15 protein-coding genes are annotated in these 13,075 nt (G+C 41.9%); 6 read left to right on the forward strand and 9 right to left on the reverse strand.

From position 1 onward, the window contains the following. Positions 1-125 precede the first annotated feature (125 nt). The 5 genes from RM049_RS00180 to RM049_RS00200 form a co-directional block, all read right to left on the reverse strand. Entirely contained in the window at positions 126-782 is a 657-nt protein-coding gene (locus tag RM049_RS00180; RefSeq protein ID WP_094351696.1) for an HAS-barrel domain-containing protein, read from the reverse strand. Between the two features lie 79 nt (positions 783-861). Further along, on the reverse strand, positions 862-1,059 hold the full coding sequence (locus RM049_RS00185; protein WP_322673257.1) for an NAD(P)H dehydrogenase subunit NdhS: 198 nt from the start codon (positions 1,057-1,059) through the stop codon (positions 862-864). A 95-nt stretch (positions 1,060-1,154) separates the two neighbouring features. After that, entirely contained in the window at positions 1,155-2,468 is a 1,314-nt protein-coding gene (gene rodA / locus RM049_RS00190; RefSeq protein ID WP_322702752.1) for a rod shape-determining protein RodA, read from the reverse strand. 161 nt (positions 2,469-2,629) lie between these two features. Then, complete coding sequence (locus tag RM049_RS00195; RefSeq protein ID WP_322685435.1) at positions 2,630-3,700, reverse strand: Mrp/NBP35 family ATP-binding protein; 1,071 nt, start codon at positions 3,698-3,700, stop codon at positions 2,630-2,632. Between the two features lie 376 nt (positions 3,701-4,076). Further along, positions 4,077-4,601, reverse strand: coding sequence for an SRPBCC family protein (locus RM049_RS00200; protein ID WP_322673260.1), 525 nt, complete (start codon positions 4,599-4,601; stop codon positions 4,077-4,079). 450 nt (positions 4,602-5,051) lie between these two features. Between RM049_RS00200 and hemF the strand changes: the two genes are divergently transcribed. Then, positions 5,052-6,092 carry an oxygen-dependent coproporphyrinogen oxidase gene (hemF, locus tag RM049_RS00205; RefSeq protein WP_322702753.1) on the forward strand — a complete coding sequence of 347 codons (1,041 nt, stop codon included), beginning with the start codon at positions 5,052-5,054 and terminating at the stop codon, positions 6,090-6,092. A 261-nt stretch (positions 6,093-6,353) separates the two neighbouring features. Next, on the forward strand, positions 6,354-6,722 hold the full coding sequence (locus RM049_RS00210) for an STAS domain-containing protein (RefSeq protein ID WP_094351701.1): 369 nt from the start codon (positions 6,354-6,356) through the stop codon (positions 6,720-6,722). 83 nt (positions 6,723-6,805) lie between these two features. Here the strand turns inward: RM049_RS00210 and RM049_RS00215 are convergent, their stop codons facing one another. After that, on the reverse strand, positions 6,806-7,411 hold the full coding sequence (locus RM049_RS00215; protein ID WP_322702754.1) for a chromophore lyase CpcT/CpeT: 606 nt from the start codon (positions 7,409-7,411) through the stop codon (positions 6,806-6,808). 209 nt (positions 7,412-7,620) lie between these two features. Here RM049_RS00215 and psb29 point away from each other — a divergent pair, with 209 nt between their 5' ends. Further along, positions 7,621-8,328, forward strand: coding sequence for a photosystem II biogenesis protein Psp29 (psb29, locus tag RM049_RS00220; RefSeq protein ID WP_322673263.1), 708 nt, complete (start codon positions 7,621-7,623; stop codon positions 8,326-8,328). A gap of 75 nt (positions 8,329-8,403) precedes the next feature. Here psb29 and RM049_RS00225 read toward each other — a convergent pair whose 3' ends face one another. The 3 genes from RM049_RS00225 to RM049_RS00235 all read right to left on the reverse strand — a co-directional run bounded on the left by RM049_RS00225 (position 8,404) and on the right by RM049_RS00235 (position 10,667). Next, positions 8,404-8,766, reverse strand: a complete 363-nt coding sequence (locus tag RM049_RS00225; RefSeq protein WP_289798955.1) for a phage holin family protein — start codon at positions 8,764-8,766, stop codon at positions 8,404-8,406. Positions 8,767-9,212: 446 nt separating this feature from the next. Then, entirely contained in the window at positions 9,213-9,896 is a 684-nt protein-coding gene (locus tag RM049_RS00230) for an ExbD/TolR family protein (protein ID WP_322702755.1), read from the reverse strand. 42 nt (positions 9,897-9,938) lie between these two features. Continuing rightward, positions 9,939-10,667 (reverse strand): MotA/TolQ/ExbB proton channel family protein, encoded by a 729-nt coding sequence (locus RM049_RS00235; protein WP_322673265.1) that lies wholly within the window; start codon positions 10,665-10,667, stop codon positions 9,939-9,941. 397 nt (positions 10,668-11,064) lie between these two features. On the opposite strand from RM049_RS00235, the gene trmB reads away from it, so the two are divergent. The 3 genes from trmB to RM049_RS00250 all read left to right on the forward strand — a co-directional run bounded on the left by trmB (position 11,065) and on the right by RM049_RS00250 (position 12,983). Then, complete coding sequence (trmB, locus tag RM049_RS00240; protein WP_322702756.1) at positions 11,065-11,712, forward strand: tRNA (guanosine(46)-N7)-methyltransferase TrmB; 648 nt, start codon at positions 11,065-11,067, stop codon at positions 11,710-11,712. Positions 11,713-12,109: 397 nt separating this feature from the next. Further along, positions 12,110-12,397 carry a hypothetical protein gene (locus RM049_RS00245; protein ID WP_322702757.1) on the forward strand — a complete coding sequence of 96 codons (288 nt, stop codon included), beginning with the start codon at positions 12,110-12,112 and terminating at the stop codon, positions 12,395-12,397. A gap of 148 nt (positions 12,398-12,545) precedes the next feature. Beyond that, positions 12,546-12,983: a nitrogen fixation protein gene (locus tag RM049_RS00250; protein ID WP_322702758.1), complete on the forward strand. Its 438-nt coding sequence runs from the start codon at positions 12,546-12,548 to the stop codon at positions 12,981-12,983. Positions 12,984-13,075 lie beyond the last annotated feature (92 nt).

The raw sequence follows: 13,075 nt of genomic DNA on the forward strand, positions 1-13,075 counted from the left end.
GTAAAACAGCGATTACCTTGGAGGCGATCGCCCGATCAATATGAATAAATAGGGAAGCCACCTGACAAAAAATCAAAAATCTTCTTAATTTACACTAACTAGGCAATTATTTAAGAATTAACTACCTACGGGTGGATTTGACTCAAAATGAATCGTAAGCGATCGTAGTCGTCTTTAAGTAGCACACTTAAACTACGTCCAGCTTTAATTAGCCATTGTCGGTCAGCTTTGCGTAACTGGTATACATCTCGAATGGCAGCTGCGGCTAAAGACTCGATTGGCGCACCATTTATACACAGCAGTGTCCGTAAAAAATCTAGTTCTTCAGTAAATTTAATGATAGCTTCTGGTTCACATCGATAAACAGCTTGATGAATTTGCGGGGGACGGGGTGGAAGATACTGATATACTCTTTGGTTATAACTTTGATTTTGCGAAGATAGTTCAAATCCGACGATCGCAGCCCGGAATTCTGTGCGGAGCATGGCAAATATTTGGGGTTGTTCTTCCCGTAAGTCTTGCAAGGACAACCCTAATGCTCTCGCTCTGTGTACGGAATCTATGGGCATAGTTGTGGCATAATACACTACAGCATAAATTTGATTGCCAGATTCCTCATCTACAGAACAGACCCAACTACCAAAGGGTGGCATGGAGGGAAAGCTTAAATCTTCTGGCTCTAAACACTGAGCTAAAAATTCAGTACTAGTAGTTTCAATCACCTCCGCAATGTGGTTCGGATGGCGATCGCCAGTGGCAAACTGTGGTAGGGGGAGGCGCATAGTAATTTAGTCATTAGTCATTCGTCATTAGTCATTAGTTTTTGCCAATTGACAAAGAACAAATGACTAATGACTAATCTTATTTGGCTTTTTTACGTCCGGCGGTAGTTTCTACGAGTTCCAATTCGCTCAAACGAAAGGTAACTAATTTATCCCAGTTACCACCTTCAAATAATACGGCTACTTTGCCATCACTCACCCGTTGCACGAGTCCTTCGTAGCGATAATAGGTATCTGCGGGATTCTTAATACGAACAGTTGCTCCAGGCAGAATCATTTTTTTAGCCTCGTTTGTTTCCTTTTAATAGCTTAATACTTGTTAATAGTCATTTGTCATTAGCGAAGGACAAAGGACAAATGACTAATGACGAATCAATAATACTTCTGTCTTTGTCGAAAATTTGCTACCGATTCTACTATTCCCAAGGAAATGAAGTTGGTCAGCATCGCAGAACGCCCATAACTCATCCAAGGTAAGGGAATTCCTGCCACAGGTGCTAAACCAACAGTCATGCCAATATTGACAATCAGCTGAAACACAATCATGGACAAAACACCAATAGCCAACAAAGAACCAAAGTTATCTTTTGCGGTTTGGGCAATATGCAGTAGACGGAAGCAAATTAAGCAGAAGACAAACAGTACTAACAAACAACCGACAAAACCAAATTCTTCCCCTACTGCGGAGAAAATAAAGTCTGTATGCTGTTCTGGTACAAAATTCAGTTGTGTCATGGGCCCCTTGAACAGACCCCATCCCCAGATTTCACCAGCACCAATAGCAATGCGAGATTGGATTAAGTGATATCCAGCACCGAGTGGATCGTGATCGGGATTCATGAATACAGTTAGTCGGTCTTTTTGATACTCTTTCAAAACATGGTTCCAGGCGAAGACTCCTAATTCGCCACCCAGTATATTGAGAGTCCACGCACCGATAGCACCCAAACCAAATCGACGCCAGGGAAGAGTTTGCCAGCCCACAATAGCCATTGCAACTGACCAAATTAATCCTAATGGGCCAAAAGATAGTTCTTTGAATAAAACTATCGGCTCTGTTAAAGGCCAAGAGATACTAAACAAAATGGCGGCAACCACCGGAGAAATCATCAGAATTAACCAGCCTGGGTTAGCATTTGCCCAGTAAAGCATTCCTAAGACGATCGCACCAAATACCAGTGATGTTGCTAAATCTGGCTGTAAAAATACTAGTCCCCAAGGTATAGCGGTGATTGCCAAAACGCGGAAAACACCTTCGAGACTAGAAGCAGTCCGCCTGTGTAGCAAAGCTGCTAATGTGATAATCATGCCGACTTTGGCAAATTCTGAGGGTTGCACATTAAAACCGGCGATACTAATCCACCGTTGCGCCCCTTTGGCGCTAGTACCAGCAATCATCACGGCAATTAAACTGAAGTTCGTCAGTGTGTATGTTACCCAGTGCCACTGCATCAAGAGTTCGTAACGGATGCGAGATAAAAATAGGGCTATAAGCACGCCGATACCCGCTACCATCCAGTGCCACCACCAGTCAGTTACTGGCTGCTTCAGTTCCGTACTGAGAATCATCAGGCCGCCAAAAATACTAACAGCAATCGGCAAACAAAAAAGTAGCCAATCTACATGCTGCCAGGGCTTAACCCAAGACTTCCAGCGAATTTTGGGGAGCGATCGTTTTAACAACATTGTGCCAGTTTAGACTTTAGCTTTAATTGTTGGGGATTGGGGTTTGGGAATTGGTCAATAATCAATATTTATTCTTCCCCAACTTCTCTAATCCCTAACACCCAATTTCTAGTATTCCCAAGCTATAGCCCAGGAAGTAGATAGAAATATAAAATTTATAATTATGTCAGAGCAGCAACTGATACTTTACCAGCAATGGTAAGAGCGATCGCTATTAATGCTTTTGCTGAAGCTGAATCTGGGTCGCCAACAACTATCGGTACACCGCTATCACCACCAACTCGCGTAGAAATCTCTAGCGGCACGCACCCCAAGAGTGGCACTCCCAATTCCGCAGCTGTTTTGGAGCCACCACCGGAACCAAAGATGTCATATTGCTTATCTGGTCGATCGGGGGGGATAAAATAGCTCATATTTTCCACGATCCCCAATACCGGAACATTCATTTGCTGGAACATCCGCAATCCCTTGCGAGAATCTAACAGAGCTACGTTTTGCGGTGTGGTGACAATTACTGCTCCTGCCATCGGCACTGCTTGTGTTAAAGTTAACTGAGCATCTCCGGTTCCCGGTGGCATATCTACAATCAAATAATCCAGTTCTCCCCACTGCACTTGATAGAGAAACTGGCGAATTACACCATTGAGCATAGGCCCCCGCCAAATTACTGGTTGATCTCGGTCAATCAAAAAGCCCATTGAAACTAATTTGACGCCGTGATTAAAAGCAGGTTCCAGGATTTCACCTGTTTCAGTAGAACGCACAGTAATTTGAGCATCAGACAAACCCAGCATGGTTGGGTCATTGGGCCCGTAAATATCAGCATCTAGCAAGCCGACTTTCGCCCCAGTTTGGGCTAGAGCCACTGCAACATTTACCGCCACGGTACTTTTACCAACGCCACCTTTACCGCTGGATACAGCAATGATATTTTTGACTCCAGAAATGCCAGTGCGGTCAGGTAAACTTTTTTGTTGCGGTGTTTCTGCCGTCACTTCTATGCTGACATCTGTCACGCCTGGGAGTTTTTTGACAGCTTTCTGACAGTCTTCGACAATAAATTCACGTAAAGGACAGGCAGGGGTGGTTAACACTAAAGTGAAACTAACCTTACCACCGTCAATTTTTACGTTGCGAATCATATTCAGTTCTACCAGACTTTTGCGGAGTTCTGGGTCTTCCACTGGTCGCAAAATTTCTAAGACAGAGCGGGAATCGAGGACATCGTACATAAAAATTCAAAATTCAAAAAGAATAAATACACTTGTGGGGAACATCTTAGCTATTAACTAGATGCCTTCTTAAGTAAGGTCAGCTTAGTGTTATCACTGTTACTGCCGTGATAAAACTTAGCAAATTGCATTATTACCTAATAGAATCTTAACTTTCTTTGGGCATTAGGCATTGGGAGTGCTGAGTGCTGTTAGCGGAAGCAGGGCGTTTAGCCCGTGCTGTTAGCGGAAAACTAAGGTTTAGCCCGTGCTGAGTTAGGAGTTAGGAGTTAAGAGTTAAGAGTTAGGAGTTTTGTTTATCTCCTTGTCCTCTTGTCCCCTCATCTCCCTGCCCCCTGCTCCTCTGCTCCCTTGCTTCTTCCCCAATCCTCACTACCTAAAAATCAAAACAACTGTCATTAAGGGATTTTTTATTACCAGATACCGCTGGTAATGCCGTCTTTTCTACTGCCTCGACTAAAGATCGTGCAACTCTGTCTGCATAAGGACGGGATAAAGACCAAATCAGGGGTGATAACCAACCCCGTAACGTTACAGAATAAGATAAACAAGTACCACAAACCGTTGACTCTACTTGGTAAGTTACTCGTTCCTCTATTCCAGGAATCGCCATCACTCGGATACTCAGCATCTCTCTGGGATTGACGCGTTCCACAAAAATTCTGATGGGAATCGGCGAAAAGCGTGTTACAGCTTGAAAAATTAATCCTGGTTTGGGTACTAATCCGTGGGGAACATTAGTACTCTTAAGTTGTGGATGCCAAGAAACATCTGTTAAGTCAACCACTTTTTGCCACAGTTCATCTACAGAAGCAGAACTAATCTCTCGATATGTCCACACCAGAGAAGCGCAAAACCGACGACGTTTGCGGTGGATGAATTTGGATAACCAACCTTGCATTTTCCTAATCCTCCTCCCTAGATACTTTCTGGGAAATCTGGTATGGTGTGCAACTACGAGCAATTGCTAAATTAAAACTTTCTCAAAAATGTCCTAAACATAGCAAGCCTCGATTCGATACAGACCTAAACAGCCGACATCAGCAATATGGCAAAAAAGTTTTGAGTAGACCAGTCAAATCTTTGATACTTCAAGCTGAAGACTAAAATTTAGTCTTTATACCAGAATATTCCAATTAAGAATTTCAAACAAAACTAATTCAATATACAAGCCTATACGCATTTGAGGGAAAATAACTCTAGTGATGGCCATCAATCGGATAAATGCTTAACCCAAGAAGAAAAAAGCGGGTTGGGCAAATAAAGCTAGATTGTTGGCGCTTGTTTCCCCCAAATTTTAAAATGAAAAATTTGTGGCTTTCTGGAAATTGTAATTTAGGTTCGGGAATCTATGTTGACCAACTCGCAAACACCAACTGTAGAAGCAGAATCATCAAAGTCTTTGCCAGCACCTGATGCCCAGACTAGGGTCAGTCGGTTTATGAAACAACTGCAAGACGAAATTACCGAATCATTAGCGAAACTAGATGGTGTGGCTAAATTTAATGAAGATAGTTGGGAACGCCCAGAAGGAGGGGGAGGGCGATCGCGCGTACTGCGAGATGGTGCAATATTTGAACAAGCCGGTGTAAACTTTTCTGAAGTTCAGGGTTCCCATTTGCCACCTTCAATTTTAACCCAACGCCCAGAAGCCGCAGGGCATGGCTTTTATGCCACAGGGACTTCAATGGTATTACATCCTCGCAATCCTTATGTGCCCACAGTTCATCTCAATTATCGTTACTTTGAAGCGGGGCCAGTGTGGTGGTTTGGTGGCGGTCTAGACTTGACACCTTATTACCCCTTTGCTGAAGATGCGGCACATTTACACAAAACATTAAAGCAAGCTTGCGACCAACACCACCCAGAGTATTACCCGGTGTTTAAGCGCTGGTGTGATGAATATTTCTATCTCAAGCATCGTGATGAGACACGGGGTGTCGGTGGTCTATTTTTTGATTACCAAGATGGCCAAGGTGCTTTATACCGCGGTCCAAATCCCAATGGGGAAGCTGCCATTTATAGCAACCAGGTAGGAACACCAGCAACCCGCAATTGGGAAGATTTGTTTGGCTTTGTACAAGGCTGTGGCAGAGCATTTTTACCAGCTTACGTACCAATTGTAGAACGGCGACATGGGATAGAGTATGGCGATCGCCAACGGAATTTTCAACTCTACCGCCGAGGACGGTATGTAGAATTTAACTTGGTTTATGACAGAGGTACTATTTTTGGTCTGCAAACCAATGGACGCACCGAATCAATTCTCATGTCCCTACCTCCTTTAGTGCGCTGGGAATATGGCTATCAACCGGAACCCAATTCCCCCGAAGCCGAGTTGTATAAAACCTTCCTTAAACCTCAAGATTGGATCAACTGGACACCACATTAATTGGGCATTGGGCATTGGTTATTAATTCTTTATCCCTCACTTCCTCATCTCCCCCACCTTTCTCATCTCCCTATGTCCCATGCCCCATGCCCTATTCCCAATGCCCTATTCTCCACTATTTTGGTGAGTTATAACTACTAAAGTTAAGCACTTAGCCGAAAAAGGTGACAAATTTAGCTATAGCTTGTTAATCTCAAGTGACAGCATTAGAAAATTCTGTCACCAGTTAATCTTAAAAGGAATGCCACGGGGAGGGCTTTAGTGATTCATATAGACCAAAAAACTTATACAACTCAAGACGGAAACACCGTTATCGTCTTGACACCATCAGGCCGTCTGGATATCACCACTGCTTGGCAATTTCGCCTGAAGTTACAAGAGTGTATTTCCAAACTCAGTCGCCATGTGGTTGTAAATCTGGCTCAGGTAAATTTTATTGATAGTTCTGGTCTTACATCTTTGGTAGCTGGAATGCGTGATGCTGATAAAGTCAAGGGCAGTTTCCGCATCTGTAATGTACATCCAGAAGCCAAACTCGTGTTTGAAGTGACGATGATGGATACTGTTTTTGAAATCTTTGAAACAGAAGAGGAAGCTTTAGAAGGTGTACCTCGCAGCATTGCTAGCTAAAAAACAGTTAGGAGTGAGGAGTGAGGAGTGAGGAGTGAGGAGTTAATTCAAAATTCATAACTCATAACTCCTAATTCATAACTTTATCTTATTAAATACTGATTTCGCTTGGTGTAGCGATAAGGCCCCATAATCGCTCCCCAGGTTGCTTTTCCAGTTGCGGGATCAATTCCTTTGTCGTAGCTGTGAAATTCTGTCGCTGTAGCTGCAAAACCTAAAGAAACATGGATGCTATTGCCAAGATAAGTAAAGCTACAACGAGTCTCTGGAAGTGGGGTAGCGGTAAACTTATAGCGATCGCCAGCTAGTTTCTCCTGAGTAACTGTTAGGATACAACCTGGTAGTAAATCTAATTGTTCGGATGTCAGTGTGTTTAATAGAGCAGGATTATCACCTGCGCCTTTTAATCCACCTGGATCTTGAGGCATATAATATTGAACTTCCACCGTTGCGTCAGAGTCGCTGCTTTGACGCAACCGGATAATTCGTTGGCGATAAGGTTGATCTAAGGTATTAACGTTAGCCTGTTCAGCAAATAAGGTGATGCTATCTTCTGGGAACAGATTAACTGGTCTTTGCCACAGACGGAGGTGGACATACCAAACTGGTTCTGCTATGGCTTGTTCCCGATTATCAAATTCACCAGCTAGGTACTCACCTAAAGCAATTAACTGTGGCGAGAAGTTCATAAGTACAATAAATAAATCATTAAGGATAATAATTTTCGGCTAGTTTTTTAGGAGAAAAGGTCTTATTTCCTGTAGTTACCAGCTTATAAAATACTTTTGATGTGTATATATTGTAAATGAAACCGTTACCCGCTAAAAGCTCAACTTGGCAAAGTAGCCTTTAAGCGAGAAAATAAAGATACGTCGCCCTTAACATTTCTTTTTTCTTTGTGAATAACGTCCGTACAGTCTCTGATACAAAGCGAACTTTCTACAATCTTCACACCCGTCCGATCAACACTATTTATCGTCGGGTAGTAGAAGAATTGATGGTGGAAATGCATCTGCTGTCAGTAAATATCGATTTTAGCTACAATCCAATTTATGCCTTGGGTGTCGTCACTACTTTTGATCGCTTCATGGAAGGCTATCAACCAGAACGGGATCAAGAATCAATTTTTAACGCCTTATGTCAGGCTATAGAAACAGATCCGCAACAATATCGACAAGATGCCCAGAGATTGCAAGCTGTAGCTAAAGGTTTGCCAGTTAAAGATTTAATTGGATGGCTGGGCCAAACTACTTACTTAGATAGAGATGCTGACTTGCAAGCAACCCTACAAGCGATCGCCAATAATCCTAACTTTAAATACAACCGTTTGTTCGCAATTGGTGTATTTTCGTTATTAGAACAGTCAGATCCCGAATTAGTCAAAGACGAAAAGCAACTCACTGAGGCGCTAAAAGCGATCGCTGCTGGCTTGCACCTCTCTGATGACAAACTCAACAAGGATTTGGAGTTATACCGTTCTAACCTAGACAAAATGGCGCAAGCGCTAGTAGTGATGGCAGATATCCTCTCAGCCGATCGCAAAAAACGCGAGCAACGTAAACAACAATCAACTACTCCAGTTGCTCCTCCAAGTTCCAACGAATAGTTAGAATTTGGCAGTGATGAGTTAGGAGTTATGAGTGAGGAATTGTTAATAACTCCTAACTCCTAACTCTTTGCTTTATACGCCCAATATTTTGTAGATTAAGCTGTTAATTATAGTCAGCGTAAATGCCCCAATAACAGCACTCCAAATCCCGTAACGCAAGCGAAAGCCCTCGACTAACCAAGCAGCAATACTAAAACAAACCACGGCAATCATAAATGTGAAAATGCCAGATAATAAGTCTAATGTGAGTAGATTTGGTACTGCAAAAATGAGGCTTAAAATTGGTCTGACTATTGCTGTTACGATACCAAGCACTGCGGCAGAAAGAAACGCTTTACCAGGAGTATCAATTTCAACTCCCAAAGGCAACTTACTAATTATCAACAAGCTGATAGCTGTTACGACCCAAACAATTAAAAGCGTTACGATGTTCATGCCACAACCCCTGATACTAATTAGTAGTTTGTAATTCGTAATTCAGACACACTGAAATACGCTTGATATAAGCGCTTTTCAATCTGTTAACCTATTTGGACATCCTTCCCCAATTTGGTATGAAATGTGGCTGGTAATTGGTGATAAATTGCTCAGTCTATAGGTGGAAAAATCTTTAAAGCTCAACCAATTATTTGTAAATTAGCAGTTTTTTTTAATCTAGCCGAGATTTATTCTAGATGTCTTTAGGTTTGGGAAAAGACTTGCAGGGGAGGTGATGAATGGGGGACAAGGGGACAAGGGAGAAGAAGGAGTGGGGAGCAGGGGAGCAGGGGAGAAATCAATTCAAAATTCAAAATTCAAACATTGTAGAACTTCTGCCTCCAGCCTCCTCTTTCCCAATGCCCAATGCCCCATGCCCCATGCCCAATTCCCCTTTCCCTATCTCATCTTTTAAGAGGAGGTTGGGTTTGTTTGGGTGCTACAGGCGCTTGAGGCGCTGGTGAGTTAGGAACTACGGGAGAAATACCAGGATTGATGCCTTGCCCAGCTGGAGGCTGAGTGATGCTAGGAAAGGGTACAGAATTAGGTGCTAAGGGGAATTTTGGGGTAATATTTCCTTCGGGATTGATTCCTGGTACTGCACCAGTTCCAGGATTGATTGGGAAAGAAGGGACAGCAGGCTGGTTAGGCGAGTTTATAGATGGTTGAGATGGGCCAGGAATAATTCCCAAAGAAACGCGATCGCCCCCTACTTGTCGTAGCAAATCTAATGTCTCAATCACATCATTGTAAGTTGCTGTGCGCGAAGCATTCAGCACAACAACAGCATTAGGGTTTGCTTGGAGATACTGTTTTAAACTCTGTCTCAAATCTTCCTGTTTTACAGGCTGTTTTTCTATGTAAGTATTGCCCACAGCATCGATGGTAACAATCACACTTCCACTTTGTGACGTTATTCCAGAGACTGTACTGGGGCTGGCTTTAGGCAAATCAACATTTATTGCCTGTTGCCGTGTAAATTGTAAAGCCGCTAATAAAAAAAATGTCAGGATACAAAAAACGACATCAATTAAAGGGATGATTTGAATTTGGACTTCTTCAATTGGAGTATGTAGATTAACTTTCATGTCTCATTCACAAACCTGGTTTGGGGGTTGAATTATTGACTATTAATTAGGTGTATTCGGGGGTTCAGGAGGTTCAGAAACTCTAGTCTTTCCTGGCTTGCGGGGTGGAGTGAAATTTTCTGGCACAATTGCTGATGTCCTATTGCTAAAGTCAGGAGGAGACTGGCGATAGAGCAATTCCATCTCATTCCCTGCCTTCCGAAAAACTTTGACTTGGTTGACTACAAAACTTTGAAATAGACGGTAAAATACCAAACTAATGATGGCAACTATTAGCCCACTTGCCGTACTAATTAAGGATTCACCAATACCAGTAGTCACCCCAGCGGTAGATTCAGTTCCCAAATCGCCAATCCGAATTGAGCGCAGAGAGTGGATTAAACCCAAAACTGTACCCAACAATCCTAGCAACGGCGCTAGAGCAATCACCGCTTCTAAAAGTTTTTCGCCCCTGCGCATCCCAGCTAATTCGTCTTCTGCTGTAGCCTCCAGTGCTAGTCGAAAAGTTTCCGCATCAGTTTTGGCAAAACGTAGAGGGGCGTAGAGAAAACGCCCGACAGGCTGATGGCTTGCAAGTCTAGCCATGTCCGCAGCTACTTCCCAATTATCCTGGGCAGCATCCAAGACGCGATCGACTATTTGCTTTTCCTGAGTCAAAATTCGCAACCAGAACCACATACGCTCGAAAATGACACTCAAAGCCAGAATCGACAAAATGAGCAAAGGCCACATAGCTGGCCCACCCTTGTAAAACAAATCTAAAATATCCACTGTTTAAACTTCCTCCCTCCACGACTAAAGCAAATGTGTTAAGGCATTTTAATTCTAGAGATTAATGCAAAATGAGGGACTTCCAAAATATAAATTTCTCGAAATCCTAAAAAAACAGTGCAAGGATGATGTATTTGACTGAGACTGCTGTACTAACTTGCTGCTGGGTAGGCAATCGAATGATAGACCGGTAATTTTTGGCATACTTTTGCTAGACTTCCTTGTAATACCAATTTGAAAAAAGAATGCAATACATAGATAAGACCTTACCCAACCCTCTACAAGGCTTTGGGGAGGGTGTACGTCAGTAAGTGTGGGCATCTGGTCGCAAACATTTTTTAAATTGATATAACCTGAAATTTGATTACAGGATATTTTCGCGTAAAGGAGAAAAATTTTGGCAGCAGTCCGAGTCCGCCAGCATGTTAATCCACTTGGTAAAAAGTATCAAACACCAGCAAGTCCCCAAGACTTGGAAGAAATTTATGCAAAGCCAAATCAACCACTACATTTAGATATTGGCTGCGCTAAGGGACTGTTTTTGTTGAATATGGCCAAGATAGAATCTAACTGGAATTTTCTCGGCTTGGAAATTCGAGAACCGCTGGTGGTGGAGGCGAATAAGTTACGTTCTGAATTAGGTTTAACAAACCTGCACTATTTATTTTGCAATGTGAATAACTCATTGCACTCACTTTTATCTTCCCTGCCTCCAGAAAGTTTACAACGCGTTACTATTCAATTTCCCGATCCTTGGTTTAAAACCCGCCACGCTAAACGTCGTGTAGTCCAACCAGAACTAGTGGCAGACTTAGCTAACTATCTTGCGGTTGGGGGGTTGGTATTTTTGCAATCAGATATGGAATTTGTGGCTGTGGAAATGCGCGATCGTTTTGCAGCTAATTCAGCTTTTCAGAAAGTTGGTACAGAAGAATGGTTGGCTGAAAACCCCTTACCAGTCTCCACAGAAAGGGAAATAGGTACGCAAAAAAAAGGTGAACCTATTTATCGGGCTTTGTTTGAAAGAGTGAAAACTACAGAATAGAGATGTTTATAATACCAACTCTATTCCCCAATTTTGAATTTGAAGTTTTATTGAGCAGCCTTATAAATATTTGTTAATATTACTTAAGTATTGCTTATTATCTTTTTATTAAACATTGCCCAAGATTAGAAAATTTTTTGGGACATAAATGTTTTATTAATGGCCACAACTCTGCGGTTGAAGTGATTGATAGAGATATAAACTTTATCAATAAATAGTTATAAGTAAAACTTTCAAGTTATTGTTTAGTGACATAAAAGGTTTATTTATGTCTACTTATAAATTTTCAAAACATAATTAAATCATTATTACTATACTTAAAATATATACAGATTAGGTAATTACAGTCCTTAGTGATTCCGCCTATATCTAGTTATATATTCAGAGGAAAATCACAATGGAAAGGAATAAAAAGAATTCAGATTTTCAATTGGACATTAGCAATCTGATTGATAATGCTGTTAGCAATGCACTAGTACGACGAAACCCAAATCAGGATTCAGAAGATGCTTTGCTAACTCTGTCTGATGAAGAAATGGCAAACGTTGCAGGTGGTTTTACAACGGTTACAACATTGAATCCAACCATTGCAGGTGGTATTAGTGTAAAACCGACTAATGATATTCTTGTGATAAAACCGATTATTTGTGGACTAATTGCACAAGACCAGAACTTGATCTCTTGATCTGAAAGCACAAGTCTTTGAAATGACCAATCAGTATTAAACTCTTGGACATTTAATTTGCTTATTTAGGTTGATGGAGAAGAGTCGACCCAAAATTAGCTGTCAATCTCCATCAGCTTAAAAATACAATTTACTATAGGTTCAATTTATGGAAGACATCGCTACTGAAAAGACTACACTTTGCCCTAGTGCAAGACCAGAATGGCAGAACAGTGTTGTTTTCGGCGTCATTGGTGGCACAGTCACAGAACCCCGCGTAGCTTATCTTAAGCACCCCCAACCTGTCACAGATGAACTAATAGCAAAGGCTAGTCCAGTAACACCCACTGAAATTTTTCGGACGGCTGCACCCTGTGCAACTAAGGGTTGTCAACATTTTGATGGTAAAGATTGTCGTCTGGCAATGCGAGTTGTAGAAAACTTGCCAAAGGTAGTAGAGGATTTACCACCTTGTTCCATACGCCGAGATTGCCAGTGGTGGCAACAAGAAGGTAAGCCAGCTTGTATGCGTTGTCCACAAGTTATTACAGATAACTACAATCCCTCTGAACTACTAGTTAAGGTGGCGACACCGACTGTTGGCTAAACAAAGCTACAAAGTTTATTTAAGTAATTTAAGAAGAATATCATGTCAATGAACATTCATCACAAATATCTCACAAGTCAAATTGAAATTAC

Source organism: Nostoc sp. DedQUE04 (genome assembly GCF_034530995.1).
Taxonomy (GTDB): domain Bacteria; phylum Cyanobacteriota; class Cyanobacteriia; order Cyanobacteriales; family Nostocaceae; genus Nostoc.